Here is a 16,572-nt window from a genome sequence, read left to right as displayed (position 1 = left end):
GGTTTACGTGTTGTTAGCGTTTTTGTTTTCCCATCTCGGCGCAGCCAGTGTGGCCATCGTCCCGGCGGGTCGTGGTGGATTTAGGACAGCGCTTTGCGAGAGGGTCAACAGGAATCTGTGGCACGCTTGCGTGAGCAGATAGCGCCACCGCATGACGATGGTTAAAAATATACCATTTGGTCAGTAATTTGGCGGCAACGGGTCGCTAAATCGCCCGCGCCAGCACCAATGCATCCAGCCGCGCACCCGTAGGGGTTTGGTAATAACCGCGACGTTTGCCTTTCGGCTCAAAGCCTTTGCGGGCGTAAAGGCTCTGCGCGGGCAGGTTATTGGCCGCGACTTCAAGGAAAACTGATTCGGCCCCGCGCACCTTGGCCTCGGCCAAAAACCCATCCACCAAGCGCCCCCCCGTGCCCCGCTTGCGCGCGCTGGGGTCTACCGCAAGCGTGATCAATTCGGCCTCTCCCGCCACCACCCGGCCAATCAGAAAGCCGCTTGGTTCCGTCAGCACAAACACGAAGGCACTGTCCAAAGTGCGGGCAATCTCTGCCGCCGACCAAGGCTTTGGCGTGGTGAAACACGCCGCATGGATTGCCGCCATCTCGTCAAAGGTCATCTGATCTGGCGTCACGATGCTGCCAGATCAAGAATAACCGGAGGCGGATCAGAGGGCGGTGCCGCATCTGCACCGCGCAGATAGAACGGGGCGGGCCGGGGCTGCACTGTCCCCAACCGACCCAAAGCAATCCGCGCAATCGCCTCGGCAATCGGCAGGCTGTGCAAGCCATCGCGCCCCGCGACAGCCCCTTCAACCACGCCCAAAGCCTCCGCCGCGACAATCCGCGCCACTCCCGGCCCGTCCACCTCAAACCGCTGCACATAGGTCTCCCCACGCCGCGCGTCCTCGACCACCGTCACCGGGCGCGGTAGGGCGTAAGCCAAAGCCTCCAACCGAGTCACCCCAATCGCAGGCACGCCCAAGCCCAAAGCCAGCCCCCGTGCCGCCGCCACCGCAATCCGCACGCCGGTAAAGTTCCCCGGCCCGGTGCCAACGCCAATCGCGGTAACATCGGCCAAAACCACCCCAGCCTCAGCCAGTAAGTCCGAGATCAAAGGCATCAGCCGTTCAGCCTGCCCCTTCTCCATCGCCTCGGTTTTCAACCAGACCCGCCCATCATTTTGGCTGCCCAATAACAAAGCGGCGGCGCAATGCGCCGCCGATGTGTCGAATGCCAAAATCAGATCAGGCCGCAACCGGACGCACCTCAAGCACTTCCGGGATGTAATGCCGCAGCAGGTTCTCAATCCCCATCTTCAGCGTCAGGGTCGAAGACGGGCAGCCCGCGCAAGCGCCCTTCATATGCAGATAGACCACGCCGCGATCAAAACCGTGGAAGGTGATGTCGCCGCCATCCTGTGCCACCGCGGGCCGTACGCGGGTGTCCAGCAACTCTTTGATTTGCTTGACGATATCGCCATCTGGCCCGTCATGGCTGGCATGTGCCGCTTGGCTTTCGCCTTCCATCACTGCCGCACCGGATTGGAAATGCTCCATGATCGCGCCCAAAATCGCGGGCTTGATATGCTGCCAATCGGCGGCTTCGGCTTTGGTCACGGTGATGAAATCGGTGCCAAAGAACACGCCGGTGACTTGCCCGGTCGCAAAAATCCGCTTCGCCAGCGGCGACTTTTGCCCAGCCTCAAGGCTCGGGAAATCAGCGGTGCCCATCTCCAGCACAGCTTGCCCCGGCAGGAACTTCAGCGTCGCCGGGTTCGGGGTGGATTCGGTCTGGATGAACATGATCTTTTCTCCGACTATTCCACTCGGATATGCGCGCTTCATCCGGGAAAGTCAAGGATTGGAATGATTCTAGATATCCCGTTCAGTCCGTGCTGCTTTTCTCAGGAGCGACCGAAATCGAGCCATAAAACAAAGCACAACCGTTGACCAGAACAGGGATCAGCCGATCGCGATACGCAAAATTATTACAGCGTTGCACCACACTCCACGCCGCTAAACCGCCTTCGTCCTGCTGTCCTTCTATCGCCCAGGCGCCATTCGCGGCCAAGGCATAATATCGCGCTTGGACAGCGGCTTCTGGCGTCAAATCCAACTTGTCCACCACCTTTTGCGCAACGCTGCGTCCAGCCAGATCGGGTTGGTAGTGATTGGGTAGGTTTTCCAGAAAGATCACACACCCCGTCCCACAGCGCTCAAGTGCACCGAATTGCGCGGTTTCGCGACTGTGACGACCGCCAACCCAGCCATAGCGGCCTTCGGAGCCAATCGCGAAGGCGGCAAAAAAGCGTTGGTTGAGAAAAGATTGATAGCTGACTCTGACAGCCTCTTGGCTTGGCCTCAGATCCTCGGGCAGCGGGGTGATATTCAGGATGGACGTGCCACCGCCGTATGCCAACAAGGGGGCCGCTTTCGCCTGCGGATAATAGGCCCACCAGCAAAGAGCCAAAACGGCGAGGCCCGCCGCAGTCCATCTTACCAGCTTCGACATATCACCCCCGACACAACTACCGTCGCAAAGGGCCACCGAACTTTGCTGGAATTGGGGCGCAAATCAGGCGTTTTGCACCCCACGGCTCAATCAGAACTTGATGATGTAGGAAATCCCCGTCACCAGCGGATCAATCTTGACCTTGCCGATCCCCGTGCCATTCAAGCTCACGTCGCTTTCGATCTTGGCATAGCGCAGATCAAACCGCAGCGCCGCCTTGTCGCTCAGCGCATAATCCGCGCCCAGATGCGCCGCCACGCCAAAGCTGTCGTCGATCTTCAGATCCCCCAAGGGCGAGCTGGTCTCAAAGAACTTGGTGTAATTCACCCCAAGCCCGACAAACGGCGTGAACTTGCTGCCGGTCGGGATGTGGTAGTTCAGCGAGATCGTCGGCGGCAGTTGCTTGGTCTCGCCCGCAAAACCGCCGTTCAGGTAGATCGAGTGCTTGAAGGGCAGTGCACCCAGAACCTCAAGCCCCAGATTGTCGCGCAGGAAATACTCGAAGGTGATCGAGGGCTGGGTGCTGTCGTTCACGGTAGCCGCCGCACCTGCCAGAGCGCCGTTATCGCTTTTCGGCGAGACAAGCGCGACACCAAGGCCAAGCGTCATATCGCCCGCAGATTGCGCCGCAGCAGGGGCCGCCAAGGCAGCGGTGGCAAGAACGGCGAGAAGGGTGATTTTCATGTTCATTTCCGCAAATTAGGGTGCGGCATCACTTTCTGCCCCGAAGCCCAGCCGGACGTTGACATGAATCAAACCCGGCGGGCTCCGTGCTGCGACCGGGTGTCGCGCGTAGGCCTATCCAGAATAAGCAGGCTCAATCTGAATAATACGCATACATTGCCTCAAGCGGGCTGAGGCTTGGTGCGGCTGTCGGACGAGGCAGCGGAGTGGCTTTGAAATAAGCATCAGCCTCCTGTGCGGCGCGGATAGCGGCGATCGGCTGGGTGACCAAACTGGATGCAAAAGCGGTGACAGACGGATTGCGGCTCATAGCGTGCTCCTTTTGTCCTCCCGCATCGAATATAGGGCAAAATGCTGCGACTGCAAAGGGCGCAATGCTGCAACTGCGAAATGCAGTCAGCGCAGAGCTGTTACGCTTGCCGCAACCGCCGCAACATCGCCCAAACAATCAACCGATGCGCAGGGGCGACGGGAATCATATATAGCCGCCCAAACCAGTTATGCGTGACCACCGAAGCAGTGATCGCCAGCTGCGTCCCCTCCACCGTCACACAAGTCATCACATCCAAATGCCGATCCCGCGCGGTCAGCGACAACACCTGATCGTCGATATGCTCAATCAAAAAGAAATCGAGATGGTCCCCCACCTGCGGATCATCCACCGCAGCCCCGGAAAACCCACCAATCCGCGCCACCCCAAACCGCGCCGAAATCGCATCCCGCAGCCAAAACGCAAGGCCCAACCCCGGCAGAGGCTTCGCCATCACCAACCGCCAAGCCTGCAACGCGGTGATCGGCGCGGGCAGGGTGACACTCTGACAATCCAGATAAACCAACGCCGCCGCAGGAGCGATCAGTTGCGCATGGAGGGGAAGCTGCATGGGGGAAACCTCACTTTGCAAACACCATAGCCTCATTGCGTACCATGCGGCCTGAGACACAAGGCCTCACCCCCCAAGCCGCCCGCCGCTACTGATAGCAATAAATCGGCACCGCCGCCGACGTGATCTGATCTGGTATGCCCACACCCAAATCAATCCCCCGGCCAATGTGCACCCGCTCGGAGTTGGCGGGATGGCAACTGACGCCCCAACGGTAGAAATTGCCCTCACGCGGTAATCCAGAAACGTCGTTTTGAGCCCACAGCGGTCATTAAGTTGCGTCTCTTCGTCTGCCTACGCGGACGTCGTGACGCGCCGAGCTATACGGTCGCAAAGCGGCAACCATTTACCATCCCGTAACCATTCCCATGTGATGGTCTGCGTCGCGCCGTCCTCAGCAAACACGATGCGCGCACGCTCGGTCTTGCCTTTCAGTAGCCAAGTTCGGGCATCCTGCGAAAGGCCATAATGACGATAGAATCCGTGGTTCTCGAATGTTCGGGCGAAATGACTATCGGTGCCCGGCTCCACACCCATGATGCTGAGGGTGTCGAATACGGCGTCGGTGATCATCGCCCTTTCATCCTGTATCAGAAAGAAACCGCCGGTATGCCAGTGTGCCACGTGTGTGCTGACCCATGGGACGCCATTGGCTTTGGGATACGCACCAGACTGGTCGGTGCCGCCAAACGAAGTGCCTTCTGCGCGCCATTCGCCCAAAAATACCGAAAGCGCGTCATGGGCGCTGCCGCGATCCGGCGTATCTTGGCTGTCTTTCGATGTCATTGTTCCATGCCTTTTCGACTGCCACGCTGCGGATTCATTGCCCGTATTCCAATTTGGGATACCAACCTTTCCCGTGTTGTAAGCGCTCCGGGAGAGTTTTAGTTCCGCACTTGCCCCTAGTCTGGCTCGAAGTGAGTAATCCTGGCAGCCAACTGCGCACCCAGTTTGCCAGCCGCAACGACCGTTCCAAAGCCCATATCGTCAACAAATTACATCGGCAGCGCTACGGCTTGGCCCTCGGAAAAGCGATCTCGCTGCATAAGACATAGCCAGAATATACGGTCAAACTTGGGCGCGGATACGACCAACAAGGTTAAATCCCGTTAACCATACCCCACACCGTTCAAAATACCGCAATAAAATCAATGGTCCCGAGTTGGGACCCTCAGGTAATGCTTTCCAACCGTTCCTTGCTCATATCCCCCGGAACGATCGTGATCGGGATCGGCAAGCTCCCCGAAGACCGAGTCATCGCCGTCACCAGCGGCCCCGGCCCCGACTTCTCCGTCCCCGCCCCCAGCACCAGAATCCCCACCGCCGGGTCTTCCTTGACCTGCGCCAGAATCTCGGCCACCGGATCGCCCTCGCGGATGATCAGTTCAGGGTTCACCCCCTGCTTGTCGCGCATCCATTGCGCGAACACCTCGAAATGCGCCTCGATCCGCTCGCGCGCCTCGGCCCGCATCAGGTCAGCGACCCCCATCCAATGCTGGAACTCCTCGGGCGGGATGATCGACAAAACCTGCACCCCCCCGCCCGTATGCGCCGCCCGCAGCGCCGCAAATCGCATCGCGTTCAGACATTCCCGGCTGTCATCCAGCACGACAAGAAACTTCCGCATATTTGTCTCCCCTAACGCCGCGATCATGCAACCGGGCCAAAGGGAAGGCAAGCGGGGCCTAGCGCTGGGTTGCCGCCCAATCCCAATACAGCTTGCGGGCCCGCGCCGTCATCGGGCGGTCTTTATATTCAGTGTCATCAAACGCCTTCACCGCCGTGACCTTGGCGAAATTGCCCGACAGAAAAATCTCATCCGCGCCGTGGGCATCCTCAAATGTCAGCACGCTTTCGCGTACCTCCACCCCATCCGCCCGCAAATTAGAAATATGCCGCGCCCGGGTGATCCCGGCCAGAAACGTGCCGTTTGGAATAGGCGTAAACACCACGCCATCCTTCACCAAAAACACATTCGCCGTCGCACTTTCGGCCAGATTGCCTAAAGCATCCGCGACCAAAGCATTGCCGAACCCCTTGGTTTGCGCCTCGACCAACATCCGCGCGTTATTCGGATAAAGACACCCCGCCTTGGCATTGCAGACTGCATCCTCCAACACCGGACGGCGGAACCTTGTTCGTGTCAGCGTGGTGGCAAAATCCCGGTCCGGCATCGCCACTTCTTCCAAGGAAATCGCAAACCCCGTCGCCCCCGCCAGCGGCACGATCCCGAGTTCCGAGCCATGCAGCGCCCAATACATTGGCCGGATATACACCGCTTGCCCCGGCCCAAAGCTTTGCAAGCCTTCGCGGATGATCGCCGCCATATCCTCGGGCGCGCAGGTCGGCGTGATCATCAGGGCCTCGGCTGACCTGTTCACCCGCGCGCAGTGTAGATCCAGATCCGGGCACATGCCGTCGAAATAGCGCGCGCCGTCGAACACCGAGGTGCCCTGCCAGATGCCATGATCCGCCGCCTTCATCACCGCCATATCGCCGTCATGCCAGCGCCCGTCCCAAAAGGTGCGGATGGATTTGCCAAAGGCCATGCTGATCTCCTGCTGTTTTGCCGCAAGCTTAATCATGTGGCACAGCCTGCGGGAAGGGCGCGCGTCTGTCCAAGCGGAAGCCTGCCCGCGTTATTGCGCCGATGCGCAGGCTTTCGCCGTTTCCGCCATGAAAAAAGCCCTCGGACCGGGGGACTGGTCCGAGGGCTTGGCTGCAAAATGCCAGCCTAAGGGTGGGACAGACGGGGAAAATAGCCCCAAGGCTGACTATGGTTGAGGGTTGAATCGATTCTGTGACGGCAGTGTATCGGCCTCAAGCCGTCATTTTGCCGTGCCAAGGGCAGGTCACCAGATGGTCGTTCACCATGCCAACCGCCTGCATGAAGGCATAGCTGATGGTCGGGCCGACAAACTTGAAGCCCTCGGTCTTCAGGGCTTTTGACAGCGCCACCGAAGCCGCCGTTTGCGCGACGGCTTGGGTCAGACTGCCAAGTTGCCGATCCACCGGATGGCCGCCGACATGCTTCCATATGAAGTTCGCAAACCCCTCGCGCGCCTCAATCGCGAGATATGCGCGCGCACCCGCAAAGGTGGCCTCGATCTTGCCGCGATGCCGGATGATGCCCGGATCAGCCAACAAACGCAGGGTGTCCGCCTCACCCCAAGTCGCCAGCACCGCAGGATCAAACCCAGCAAACGCCGCGCGAAACGTCTCACGCCGCCGCAGAATGGTGATCCAAGACAGGCCCGCCTGAAAGCCCTCAAGGATCAGACATTCAAACAGCGCGCGCGGATCACGCTCGGGGCGGCCCCATTCGTCATCATGGTAGGCGACATATAGGGGATCGCTGCCACACCAGCCGCAGCGCTGGGTCTCATCACTCATCTCGCCCTCATAATCATTAAAATTGGCCTAAAATCCGAATACTTAAGGCGGCTTTTACCGTTGTGTCGCCATTCTGTCCATTGGTGGGGCCTGCTGCCCGCTGTGCCAACGGTCTGCTGTGAGGGAGCATTGCGATGATCATGCCAAAACCAAAGCTCCGGCTGGATGCACAGGCGGGCGTGGCAAGCCCCTTGGGCGTGGCGATCTCGGCAGGTGATAGTGAAACGCTGTCGATGGTGCGGCAAGCCATTGATAGCAAACGTTTGCGCTTGGCCTATCAACCAGTGGTGCTGGCCCGCGACGCGGCCCGCGTGGCGTTTCAGGAAGGCCTGATCCGGGTACTTGACCCCACCGGACGGGTGATTCCGGCGAAAGACTTTATGGACGCGGTCGAAAGCCATGAAATCGGCCGTGAAATCGACTGCGCCGCGCTGGAAATCGGTCTGGCGGCACTGGCGCGGGTGCCAGATCTGCGGTTGTCGATCAACATGTCGGCGCGCTCCATCGGCTATGCGCGCTGGATGCAGCTGCTGCGGCGGGGGCTTTCGGTTGCCCCCACGATTGGCGAGCGGCTGATTCTCGAAATCACCGAAAGCTCGGCGATGCAGGTGCCCGAACTGGTGGTGGCGTTCATGGATGATCTGAAAGGCGCTGGCGTGGCCTTTGCGTTGGACAATTTCGGTTCGGGCAATATGGCGATCCGCTATTTCAAGGATTTCTACTTTGATATCTTGAAACTGGATGGCCAGTTCATCCGCAACATCCATCAGGACGCCGACAACCAAGTGCTGACGGCGGCGCTTTTGTCGATTGGCAAGCATTTTCAGATGTTTACCGTCGCGCAATCGGTGGAAACCACGGCCGAGGCGCAGATGCTGCAAAGCATGGGGGTGGATTGTATGCAGGGCTATTTGTTCGGTGCCGCTACGCTGAAACCCGCATTTGATCGCAATGCCGCGCGGAAAACGGCCTGAAACCGGCTGGATTGACCCTGCGTCAATCTGGCTATGCAGAAAACTTGCTTTTCAGCGCCTGTCAACCTAGGGCATTGTTCAGGTCGGCGAAGCAGGGCTTTGCCGGATAGTTTCTGGGAGAGGGCGCAAGTTATGACCAATGTGGTAATCGTTTCGGCGGCACGCACCGCCGTTGGCAGCTTTAACGGAGCCTTCGCGGCCACCCCGGCACACGAGCTGGGCGCTGCGGTGATTGAGGCCGTTGTGGCCCGCGCCGGTATCGACAAGGCCGAAGTGGCCGAAACCATTCTGGGTCAGGTGCTGACCGCAGGCCAAGGCCAGAACCCGGCACGCCAAGCGCATATCCGTGCCGGTCTGGCGAAGGAAGCCTCGGCTTGGTCGCTGAACCAAGTTTGCGGCTCGGGCCTGCGCGCGGTGGCTTTGGGTGCGATGCATGTGCAACTCGGCGATGCGAATATCATCGTCGCCGGTGGTCAGGAAAGCATGTCGCTGAGCCCGCATGTGGCGCATCTGCGCGCCGGGCAAAAAATGGGCGATATGAATTTCATCGACAGCATGATCCGTGACGGGCTGTGGGATGCGTTCAACGGCTATCACATGGGCATGACTGCGGAAAACGTCGCCAACCAGTGGCAGATCAGCCGCGAAATGCAGGACGAATTTGCTTTGGCGTCGCAGAACAAGGCCGAAGCCGCGCAGAAAGCTGGCAAGTTCAAAGATGAGATCATCGCCTTCACCATCAAGACCCGCAAGGGCGATGTGGTGGTCGATCAGGACGAATATATCCGCCACGGCGCGACCCTCGAATCAATGCAAAAACTGCGCCCGGCTTTCACCAAGGACGGTTCGGTGACGGCGGCGAATGCCTCGGGTCTGAATGATGGTGCGGCAGCCGTGCTGCTGATGTCGGAAGCCGATGCCAACAAGCGCGGGCTGAAACCCCTCGCGCGGATTGCGTCCTATGCGACCGCTGGTTTGGACCCGTCGATCATGGGCGTCGGCCCGATTTTCGCCAGCCGCAAAGCGCTGGAGAAAGCTGGTTGGAAGGCCGCCGATCTGGATCTGATTGAGGCGAATGAGGCGTTCGCCGCCCAAGCTTGTGCTGTGAACAAAGACATGGGCTGGGACACCAGCAAGGTCAACGTCAACGGCGGCGCGATTGCGATTGGCCACCCGATCGGGGCCTCGGGCGCGCGGATTTTGAACACGCTGATCCATGAGATGGGCCGCTCGGGCGCGAAAAAGGGCCTTGCAACCCTGTGCATCGGCGGTGGCATGGGCGTGGCGATGTGTATTGAGCGTGCCTAAGTCTGCGATATATTGAAATAAAATCTCAGAAGTGGACGCAACATTGTTGCGTCCACTTCTTCATATCAGTAACATGATTTCAACGGCATGGCTTTGGAGGAGGAACAGATGACGAAGGTAGCATTGGTTACAGGTGGCTCTCGCGGCATAGGCGCCGCAATTTCGGTAGCACTGAAGGCGGCGGGCTATACGGTTGCGGCAAACTACGCGGGCAATGATGAAGCTGCAGCGACTTTCACCAAGGAAACCGGGATCCCCACCTATAAATGGTCGGTCGCCGATTATGATGCGTGCGTGGCAGGCATTGCGAAGGTTGAGGCTGATCTGGGTCCGGTCTCCGTCTTGGTCAACAACGCGGGCATCACCCGCGATGCGATGTTCCACAAGATGACCCCCGGCCAGTGGAAAGAAGTCATCGACACCAACCTGACGGGGCTGTTCAACATGACGCATCCGCTGTGGACCGGGATGCGGGATCGTAAGTTTGGCCGGGTGATCAGCATTTCGTCGATCAACGGGCAAAAGGGGCAGGCGGGGCAGGTGAACTACTCGGCGGCGAAATCCGGCGATCTCGGCTTTACCAAGGCCTTGGCGGCGGAAGGCGCACGCGCGGGCATTACCGTGAACGCGATCTGCCCCGGCTATATCGGCACCGATATGGTGAAGGCGATTGATGAAAAGGTGCTGAAAGAGCGGATCATTCCGCAAATTCCAGTGGGCCGCTTGGGTGAACCCGAGGAAATCGCGCGGATCGTGGTGTTTTTGGCCTCGGATGATGCAGGTTTCATCACCGGCTCGACGATTTCGGCAAACGGCGGGCAATTCGTGGTTTAATCAATGGTGTGCTGAAGCGCACCCTACCGGAAAGGCCCAGCCGTATGGTTGGGCCTTTTTGCTTGCTCGAAGTTGGCTTATTCGGCAGGTAATGCCCAAGCAAAAGGGGCAGGCATGACCAAAACCAAAGCCACGCTGATCGGCCTCACCGCCATCGCCATGTGGGCGCTGCTGGCGCTGTTCACCATCGGCTCGGCTCCGGTGCCGCCGTTGCTGCTCAATGCGTTGTGCTTTGGCATTGGTGGGGCGATTGGCTTGATCTGGACCATAACGGGCGCTGGGCTTGGCGTGCTGAAAACCGTGTCGTGGAAGGTCTATGCCTTTGGCACGCTGGGGCTGTTCGGCTACCACTTGCTGTATTTTACCGCCTTCCGCATTTCCCCCACCGCCGAAACTGGGCTGATCGCCTACCTTTGGCCGCTGTTCATCGTGCTGCTGTCCGGTCTGCTGCCCGGTGAGCAGTTGGGGCCACTGCACATCCTTGGCGCGTTGGTCGCTTTCGCCGGGGCGGCACTGATCGTGCTGGCGCGCGGCGACGAGGCGCAAGGCTCGGCGCTCGGACTCACACTGGCCTTCCTCTGTGCAGTGACTTGGGCGGTTTATTCCGTGCTGTCGCGGCGTTTGGGCACCGTGCCAACCGAATCCGTCACCGTGTTCTGCCTCGCTACCGCTTTGCTGTCTACCTTCGCGCATATGGCATTAGAAACAACAGTTTGGCCGCAAGGCGCGCTGGGCTGGGCCAGTGTCGCAGCCCTTGGCATAGGCCCGGTCGGGGCGGCATTCTTCACTTGGGACATCGGCATGAAAAAAGGCGACATCCAACTGCTGGGGGTCGCCTCTTATGCAGCACCATTGCTGTCTACGCTGGCTTTGGTGGCTGCGGGGATCACTCAACCGTCAAGTGCTATTCTGTTAGCGGCGGTTTTGATCACAGCAGGGGCGGCGCTGGCGGCAAAAGCGAGTTCTACAAAAGGCCCTGCGGCCAGCGCCAAAAAGGGTTAAGCGCTCAGCCGACCAATTTCCTCTTTCAGTTTCAGCTTTTGCTTTTTCAGATCGGCGATGTGCAGGTCATCCACGGCGGGCGCGCGCTGCGCCTGTTCGACTTTGGATGAAAGGGTTTCGTGCTTCTTTTTCAGTTCAGCGATATGGGAAGCGACGGTCATGCAAGTCCTCCTGATGCTGGTTCAACCTCTCGATTGCATCACAGAATATGAGTCGTGTCACCAAATCTTCACACAACCTAAGCGGTAATATTGTCGCACTAGCGGAATTCATCCGAAAGAGATTCGCCGCCGCGCAAGATTGCGCTGGCGCGGGGCGTGTAGCTCTCGCGGTCGCCATCATGTGAGTGCCCTTGATGAATGACGAAGGGGGCCAACAACCGAAACGCCGCCCGTCCGGTCTTGCGCGCCCGCAGCAGGATGCGCATCGCGGGCTTGCCCTCCCGCGGGGTCAGTGGCAGCACCGAGGCTGAGCCCAGTTTGCTCGCCATCGCCGCCAAAACCTCTGGCAGGCCATCGGCCCCACAAATCAGCGTCAGCCAGCCGCCCGGAGTCAAACGGCGGCTGGCCGCCTGCACCCAATCGCCCAAGGGCGTGTCGATCTGCAACGCCGTCGCACGTCCCGCGTTCGGGCTAGGGGTGCCGCCCTTCGGATAGTAGGGTGGGTTGGCAATCACATGGTCAAAATCCACCCGCAGGGCTTTCGGCATATCTGCCAGATCGCCGACCTCGACCTGCAACGCGATACCATTCTCCTCGGCATTGCGCCGTGCCAAAGCGGCGTAATCGGGCTGCAATTCCAGCCCCGCCAGCCGCAACTCCGGCACCCGCCGCGCGAGGCACAGCGTCGCAGCGCCCACCCCGCAGCCCAGATCCAGCACCGATTGACCGGGCAGGGCAGGGCAGGCCGCCGCCAGCAATACCGGATCGGTCGCCGCGCGATAGCCCTGCCTTGGCTGCCAAAGCTGCAATTTGCCGCAGAGAAAGGCGTCTTGCGTCAGATCATCCATCTACAGCCCGTCCAGGACGGCATTATCCGCCAAAATCGCCCGCGCGATAAACAAATCCCGGTCCGCCACCATCATCCGGCGCGGAAACAATCCGATGCCGCCTTCCAGCGTGCTCATGTGGACGTCCATCACAAAGCTGTCTATACCCTCGCCCTCAAGGAGCACTTGAGCAAAGGCGATCACGGTGGGGTCGGTTGTGCGCAGTAAAAGCTTCATGGGATTGGGTTTACGCGGGGAGATACCCCCGTGTCGATACCCTCGTGTCGATACCTGAAGGGGTAAGAATGAGCGTGACTGAGGCTGCACAAAAACCGCATGATCGGCTGGCCGATGCTTTGGCCGAGGATATGGCGGCGGTGAACCTGATGATCCGGGCGCGGATGGCGTCCGAACACGCGCCGCGCATCCCGGAAGTGACGGCGCATCTGATCGAGGCGGGTGGCAAACGCCTGCGCCCGATGCTGGTCTTGGCCGCAGCCCGGCTGCTGGGTTACGCGGGGCCGTTTCATGTGCATCTGGCGGCAACGGTGGAGTTCATCCATACCGCCACCCTGCTACATGATGATGTGGTCGATGAAAGCGCGCGCCGTCGCGGTCGGCCCACCGCGAACCTGCTGTGGGATAACAAATCTTCGGTGTTGGTCGGCGATTACCTGTTCGCCCGCGCGTTCCAGTTGATGGTGGAACCCGGCAATCTGCGGGTGCTGGATATTCTTGCCAACGCCTCTGCCACCATTGCCGAAGGCGAAGTGCTGCAACTGACCGCCGCCCAAGACCTTGCCACCACCGAAGACATCTACCTTCAAGTCGTGCGCGGCAAAACCGCCGCTTTGTTCTCTGCCGCCACCGAATCCGGCGCAGAAATCGCTGGCGGCACCCCGGCGCAGGTCAAGGCTCTGTTTGACTACGGCGACGCTTTAGGCATCGCGTTTCAGATCGTCGATGATCTCTTGGATTACGGCGGCTCGGCGGCGGCGATTGGCAAGAACACCGGCGATGATTTCCGCGAACGTAAGCTGACCCTGCCAGTAATCAAAGCGGTCGCCCGCGCCAATGCCGAAGAACGCGCCTTCTGGGTGCGGGTGATTGAGAAGGGCCAGCAGAGCGACGGCGATCTGGAACACGCGCTGTCCCTGATGGCGAAACATGGCGCGATGGATGCCGCCCGCAACGATGCTTTGGCATGGGCCGCGAAAGCTCAAACAGCACTCACCGCTCTGCCAGACCACCCGCTGCGGGACATGCTGTCAGACCTAGCTGCTTATGTGGTCGAGCGGATTAACTAAGCTCTGGCTAAGATAAGATTGGCGCCGCCGTCACCCACCACGCCGGGGCGTCAACACGCAAGGCCCCGGCGGCGGCCTTCGCCAAGTCTTCGCTGGTGAACAGCCCGAAACACGTCGCCCCAGATCCCGACATCCGCGCCAGCAAACAGCCGGGTCGCGCCTCTAGCGCCGCTTTCACGGTTCCAATCGCCGGTGCCAAAGCCATCGCTGGGGCCTCCAGATCATTGCGTTGATCGTGCAGCCACGCGGCCAGTTTCATGGCAGAGTCGCAGTCGGGCATCGCAGACATCGCCGGATTATCCTTGCGCGACAAAGCCTTGAATACCTCAGGCGTGGCCACTGCCACCCCGGGATTGACGAGCACGATATAACATTTTGGAAGCGGGGGCAGGGGCGTTAACACCTCACCCACCCCCTGCATCCGCACTGGAACGCCAGCCAGACACACCGGCACATCCGCTCCCAAAGCCAGCACAGCCGCCGCATCCGGCAGGGCCACGCCGGACACCGCACACAAAGCCCGCAACGTCGCCGCCGCATCTGCCGAGCCCCCACCGATCCCCGAAGCCACGGGCAGATGTTTCTCTAACACCAATGTCGCATCAACGCCCAAACACCGCGCTGCCCGCAGCACAAGATTATCGTCGCCAGACAGCCCCGCGCCCTGCGGCCCGGTCACCGTCAGGCTTAACCGATCCGCTGGCGCAACCGTGACCCAATCGCCAACCCCGGCAAACACCACGACGCTGTCCAGCAGATGATAGCCATCCGCGCGCTGCCCGGTGACATGCAGCGCCAGATTGATCTTGGCGGCGGCAAATTCCCGCAATTCCAGCTCACGGGGTTGCAGCGGCGGCCTCGACGGATTTCAACGGCGCAGCCCCTTCGGCGGCCAGCACCGCATCCAGTCCTTTCTCCAGCTTCAAGCGCAACCGCGCCGCCAGCTTGTCATCCGGGCCATACGACAGCGCGCGATGCCACTGATATTCCGCCTCGCGCTTGCGCCCCACTGCCCAATACACATCGCCCAAATGGTCTGTCACCGTCGCATCCACTGCCATCCGCAACGAGGCCTGCTCCATCGGCAGCAGCGCATCCTGATAGCGCCCCAAGCGGTAATAGGCCCAGCCGAGGCTGTCGAGAATCGCGCCATTGTCGGGCCGCATCAGCACGGCCTTCTTGATCATGCCTAAAGCCTCATCCAGCTTGCGGCCCTGATCGACAAGACTATAGCCGAGGTAGTTCAGCAGTTCGGGCTCATCGGGGCTGAGCGCCATTGCGCGGCGAAAATCGGCCTCGGCGGCGTCATAGTTGCGCAAGGCATCCGAAACCACGCCCCGGCTGTAGAACAATACCCAATGACCCGGCGTCGGGTTCGGCACCATTTTGATCGCGGCATCATAGGCCTTAAAGGCCTCATCATAGCGTTTCTCGCGCCGCATCCCATCGGCCAAAGCCACCTGCACCGCCAGAATATCACCATGCGCCCGCGCCAAACCTTGCAGGATTTCCAGTGCCGCTTCGGGATGACCCGCAGCAAAGGTCGCATTGGCGCGGCCAATTTCGGCTGCATGAAAGTTCAGATCGGTGGGCGGCACCAAAGCATAAGCTGCCGTCGCCAGCGTGTGCTGACCCTGTTGGTCCAACAAGCCTGCCACCAGCAGTTCGGCCTCGGTGTTGTCGGGGCGCAGATAGGCGGCGGCGCGGGCGTGCAGCAGGGTGAAGCTTGCATCCGCCTCGCCCTTCACCGCATTGGCCATACTGTAGAACACTTCGCCGATGCCCTCGCTGGCATTGCGCGCGATGGTGAAGGGCAACGGCTCGCCCGCAGCCAGACGCCGCCGCAGATCGTCAATTTCAAGATCATTGCCGGGTTGGAAATTGCGGTCAATCATTGCCACCGCTTCGGGGTTCCGCTCCAGTTGGCTGAGGATTTCCACCGTTGCAATCAGCCCACGACGGGTCAGCGGAAAGCTTCCCGCAGCCTTGCCGGACAGGATGTTTTCCGCGCCCTCATAGTCGCCCGCCGAAGCCAGCGCGAGCGCTTTATGGTAAAGCCCAAATGCCTCAAGCCCTTTGGTTTTCGCTAGCTTGTCAAAGCCTTCGCTGGCTTCCGACATCCGCCCCAAGCCGAGCTTGGCCCAAGCCTTCACCAGATCATCCAGCACAGCACCCGCAGATCCACCCGCAGCCTGCTCTTGCAGAATGGCTTCATAATCCTGCCGCTTGGCATCGTCAGCGATCAAAACCACCGTGGATGTCTGGCTTTTCGCCCCGGCCTTCTGCAAAGCGCGTGCGAGTTTGGCGGCCCCCTCCATATCGCCCACACCGACATGCGCCATCACAGCGCCTTCCAGCAGCGCCGGATTGCTGGCATCGCCCGTTAAAGCTCGGCCATACCACTCCACCGCCGCCGTATAATCGGCTTCCGACGCCGCAACCCCAGCGGCGAGGTAAGCCCCAGCCTCGCTGACCGGGCCTTCACTGACCGTGGTTTGCGTCGCATCGGGCTTCACCTTCGCGGTTTCGGCCAGTGCGGCAAACGGCAGAAATGTCAGAGCAGAGGCCAGCAGCAGTTGCGTGCGTTTGGGCTTGTGGAAAGGCATCCGGGGCGGCTCCTGTAAGCGTTGCCACAAAGCTAGAGCCGCGCGGGCCGAGAAGCAATGCGGGCCGGAGGCTTATCACCCCCAG

At 60.3% G+C, this 16,572-nt stretch carries 21 protein-coding genes; 5 read left to right on the top strand and 16 right to left on the bottom strand.

The genetic code is table 11. The features are described 5' to 3' along the window. Positions 1-205: 205 nt before the first annotated feature. From ACS5RD_RS21995 to ACS5RD_RS21945, 11 genes are all read right to left on the bottom strand, one after another. Positions 206-631: a GNAT family N-acetyltransferase gene (locus ACS5RD_RS21995; RefSeq protein ID WP_328287170.1), complete on the bottom strand. Its 426-nt coding sequence runs from the start codon at positions 629-631 to the stop codon at positions 206-208. Then, positions 628-1,254 carry a tRNA (adenosine(37)-N6)-threonylcarbamoyltransferase complex dimerization subunit type 1 TsaB gene (gene tsaB, locus ACS5RD_RS21990; RefSeq protein ID WP_489929134.1) on the bottom strand — a complete coding sequence of 209 codons (627 nt, stop codon included), beginning with the start codon at positions 1,252-1,254 and terminating at the stop codon, positions 628-630. Before tsaB ends, ACS5RD_RS21995 begins: the two co-directional genes overlap by 4 nt. After that, positions 1,244-1,801: a NifU family protein gene (locus tag ACS5RD_RS21985; RefSeq protein WP_054009002.1), complete on the bottom strand. Its 558-nt coding sequence runs from the start codon at positions 1,799-1,801 to the stop codon at positions 1,244-1,246. The genes tsaB and ACS5RD_RS21985 overlap by 11 nt, the downstream gene beginning before the upstream one ends. 82 nt (positions 1,802-1,883) lie before the next feature. Next, on the bottom strand, positions 1,884-2,510 hold the full coding sequence (locus ACS5RD_RS21980; RefSeq protein WP_489929133.1) for a hypothetical protein: 627 nt from the start codon (positions 2,508-2,510) through the stop codon (positions 1,884-1,886). A gap of 90 nt (positions 2,511-2,600) precedes the next feature. Further along, entirely contained in the window at positions 2,601-3,200 is a 600-nt protein-coding gene (locus tag ACS5RD_RS21975) for an OmpW/AlkL family protein (protein WP_489929132.1), read from the bottom strand. Between the two features lie 127 nt (positions 3,201-3,327). Then, on the bottom strand, positions 3,328-3,504 hold the full coding sequence (locus tag ACS5RD_RS21970; protein ID WP_489929131.1) for a hypothetical protein: 177 nt from the start codon (positions 3,502-3,504) through the stop codon (positions 3,328-3,330). A gap of 100 nt (positions 3,505-3,604) precedes the next feature. Beyond that, positions 3,605-4,075, bottom strand: coding sequence for a DUF2867 domain-containing protein (locus ACS5RD_RS21965; RefSeq protein WP_489929130.1), 471 nt, complete (start codon positions 4,073-4,075; stop codon positions 3,605-3,607). 294 nt (positions 4,076-4,369) lie between these two features. Beyond that, positions 4,370-4,861 (bottom strand): hypothetical protein, encoded by a 492-nt coding sequence (locus ACS5RD_RS21960; protein ID WP_489929129.1) that lies wholly within the window; start codon positions 4,859-4,861, stop codon positions 4,370-4,372. 385 nt (positions 4,862-5,246) lie between these two features. After that, positions 5,247-5,702, bottom strand: a complete 456-nt coding sequence (locus ACS5RD_RS21955; protein ID WP_054008997.1) for a universal stress protein — start codon at positions 5,700-5,702, stop codon at positions 5,247-5,249. 58 nt (positions 5,703-5,760) lie between these two features. Beyond that, complete coding sequence (locus tag ACS5RD_RS21950) at positions 5,761-6,624, bottom strand: branched-chain amino acid aminotransferase (RefSeq protein ID WP_489929128.1); 864 nt, start codon at positions 6,622-6,624, stop codon at positions 5,761-5,763. Between the two features lie 271 nt (positions 6,625-6,895). After that, on the bottom strand, positions 6,896-7,468 hold the full coding sequence (locus ACS5RD_RS21945; RefSeq protein WP_489929127.1) for a DNA-3-methyladenine glycosylase I: 573 nt from the start codon (positions 7,466-7,468) through the stop codon (positions 6,896-6,898). 134 nt (positions 7,469-7,602) lie between these two features. Here ACS5RD_RS21945 and ACS5RD_RS21940 point away from each other — a divergent pair, with 134 nt between their 5' ends. The 4 genes from ACS5RD_RS21940 to yddG all read left to right on the top strand — a co-directional run bounded on the left by ACS5RD_RS21940 (position 7,603) and on the right by yddG (position 11,586). Then, a complete protein-coding gene (locus ACS5RD_RS21940) occupies positions 7,603-8,442 on the top strand; it encodes an EAL domain-containing protein (protein WP_489929126.1) in 840 nt (279 codons plus the stop codon). Between the two features lie 132 nt (positions 8,443-8,574). Next, positions 8,575-9,750: an acetyl-CoA C-acetyltransferase gene (locus tag ACS5RD_RS21935; RefSeq protein ID WP_054008993.1), complete on the top strand. Its 1,176-nt coding sequence runs from the start codon at positions 8,575-8,577 to the stop codon at positions 9,748-9,750. A 108-nt stretch (positions 9,751-9,858) separates the two neighbouring features. Continuing rightward, positions 9,859-10,584, top strand: a complete 726-nt coding sequence (gene phbB / locus ACS5RD_RS21930) for an acetoacetyl-CoA reductase (RefSeq protein ID WP_489929125.1) — start codon at positions 9,859-9,861, stop codon at positions 10,582-10,584. Between the two features lie 114 nt (positions 10,585-10,698). Beyond that, positions 10,699-11,586, top strand: coding sequence for an aromatic amino acid exporter YddG (gene yddG / locus ACS5RD_RS21925; protein ID WP_489929124.1), 888 nt, complete (start codon positions 10,699-10,701; stop codon positions 11,584-11,586). Here yddG and ACS5RD_RS21920 read toward each other — a convergent pair. The 3 genes from ACS5RD_RS21920 to ACS5RD_RS21910 form a co-directional block, all read right to left on the bottom strand. Continuing rightward, positions 11,583-11,747: a YdcH family protein gene (locus ACS5RD_RS21920; protein ID WP_082351838.1), complete on the bottom strand. Its 165-nt coding sequence runs from the start codon at positions 11,745-11,747 to the stop codon at positions 11,583-11,585. The two genes, yddG and ACS5RD_RS21920, sit on opposite strands and share 4 nt — an antisense overlap. Positions 11,748-11,845: 98 nt before the next feature. Further along, complete coding sequence (locus ACS5RD_RS21915; RefSeq protein ID WP_489929123.1) at positions 11,846-12,595, bottom strand: tRNA1(Val) (adenine(37)-N6)-methyltransferase; 750 nt, start codon at positions 12,593-12,595, stop codon at positions 11,846-11,848. After that, positions 12,596-12,811, bottom strand: coding sequence for a putative signal transducing protein (locus ACS5RD_RS21910; protein ID WP_489929122.1), 216 nt, complete (start codon positions 12,809-12,811; stop codon positions 12,596-12,598). A 68-nt stretch (positions 12,812-12,879) separates the two neighbouring features. Here ACS5RD_RS21910 and ACS5RD_RS21905 point away from each other — a divergent pair, with 68 nt between their 5' ends. Continuing rightward, positions 12,880-13,881, top strand: a complete 1,002-nt coding sequence (locus ACS5RD_RS21905; RefSeq protein ID WP_489929121.1) for a polyprenyl synthetase family protein — start codon at positions 12,880-12,882, stop codon at positions 13,879-13,881. Positions 13,882-13,888: 7 nt separating this feature from the next. Here ACS5RD_RS21905 and ACS5RD_RS21900 read toward each other — a convergent pair whose 3' ends face one another. Continuing rightward, complete coding sequence (locus ACS5RD_RS21900) at positions 13,889-14,716, bottom strand: 4-(cytidine 5'-diphospho)-2-C-methyl-D-erythritol kinase (RefSeq protein WP_489931419.1); 828 nt, start codon at positions 14,714-14,716, stop codon at positions 13,889-13,891. A 1-nt stretch (position 14,717) separates the two neighbouring features. Further along, positions 14,718-16,487 carry a tetratricopeptide repeat protein gene (locus ACS5RD_RS21895; protein WP_489929120.1) on the bottom strand — a complete coding sequence of 590 codons (1,770 nt, stop codon included), beginning with the start codon at positions 16,485-16,487 and terminating at the stop codon, positions 14,718-14,720. Between the last annotated feature and the right edge of the window lie 85 nt (positions 16,488-16,572).

This window comes from Cypionkella sp. PAMC25878 (assembly GCF_058135695.1).
The sequence above is the reverse complement of the archived record's forward strand: the minus strand, read 5'-3'. Positions and strand labels throughout refer to the sequence as shown.

Bases quoted from the DNA above. Each gene is read 5' to 3' on its own strand.
- ACS5RD_RS21985 (WP_054009002.1), bottom strand. From the start codon at position 1,801: ATGTTCATCCAGACCGAATCCACCCCGAACCCGGCGACGCTGAAGTTC.
- ACS5RD_RS21980 (WP_489929133.1), bottom strand. From the start codon at position 2,510: ATGTCGAAGCTGGTAAGATGGACTGCGGCGGGCCTCGCCGTTTTGGCT.
- ACS5RD_RS21975 (WP_489929132.1), bottom strand. From the start codon at position 3,200: ATGAACATGAAAATCACCCTTCTCGCCGTTCTTGCCACCGCTGCCTTG.
- ACS5RD_RS21970 (WP_489929131.1), bottom strand. From the start codon at position 3,504: ATGAGCCGCAATCCGTCTGTCACCGCTTTTGCATCCAGTTTGGTCACC.
- ACS5RD_RS21965 (WP_489929130.1), bottom strand. From the start codon at position 4,075: ATGCAGCTTCCCCTCCATGCGCAACTGATCGCTCCTGCGGCGGCGTTG.
- ACS5RD_RS21960 (WP_489929129.1), bottom strand. From the start codon at position 4,861: ATGACATCGAAAGACAGCCAAGATACGCCGGATCGCGGCAGCGCCCAT.
- ACS5RD_RS21955 (WP_054008997.1), bottom strand. From the start codon at position 5,702: ATGCGGAAGTTTCTTGTCGTGCTGGATGACAGCCGGGAATGTCTGAAC.
- ACS5RD_RS21950 (WP_489929128.1), bottom strand. From the start codon at position 6,624: ATGGCCTTTGGCAAATCCATCCGCACCTTTTGGGACGGGCGCTGGCAT.
- ACS5RD_RS21945 (WP_489929127.1), bottom strand. From the start codon at position 7,468: ATGAGTGATGAGACCCAGCGCTGCGGCTGGTGTGGCAGCGATCCCCTA.
- ACS5RD_RS21940 (WP_489929126.1), top strand. From the start codon at position 7,603: ATGATCATGCCAAAACCAAAGCTCCGGCTGGATGCACAGGCGGGCGTG.
- ACS5RD_RS21935 (WP_054008993.1), top strand. From the start codon at position 8,575: ATGACCAATGTGGTAATCGTTTCGGCGGCACGCACCGCCGTTGGCAGC.
- phbB (WP_489929125.1), top strand. From the start codon at position 9,859: ATGACGAAGGTAGCATTGGTTACAGGTGGCTCTCGCGGCATAGGCGCC.
- yddG (WP_489929124.1), top strand. From the start codon at position 10,699: ATGACCAAAACCAAAGCCACGCTGATCGGCCTCACCGCCATCGCCATG.
- ACS5RD_RS21920 (WP_082351838.1), bottom strand. From the start codon at position 11,747: ATGACCGTCGCTTCCCATATCGCTGAACTGAAAAAGAAGCACGAAACC.
- ACS5RD_RS21915 (WP_489929123.1), bottom strand. From the start codon at position 12,595: ATGGATGATCTGACGCAAGACGCCTTTCTCTGCGGCAAATTGCAGCTT.
- ACS5RD_RS21910 (WP_489929122.1), bottom strand. From the start codon at position 12,811: ATGAAGCTTTTACTGCGCACAACCGACCCCACCGTGATCGCCTTTGCT.
- ACS5RD_RS21905 (WP_489929121.1), top strand. From the start codon at position 12,880: ATGAGCGTGACTGAGGCTGCACAAAAACCGCATGATCGGCTGGCCGAT.
- ACS5RD_RS21895 (WP_489929120.1), bottom strand. From the start codon at position 16,487: ATGCCTTTCCACAAGCCCAAACGCACGCAACTGCTGCTGGCCTCTGCT.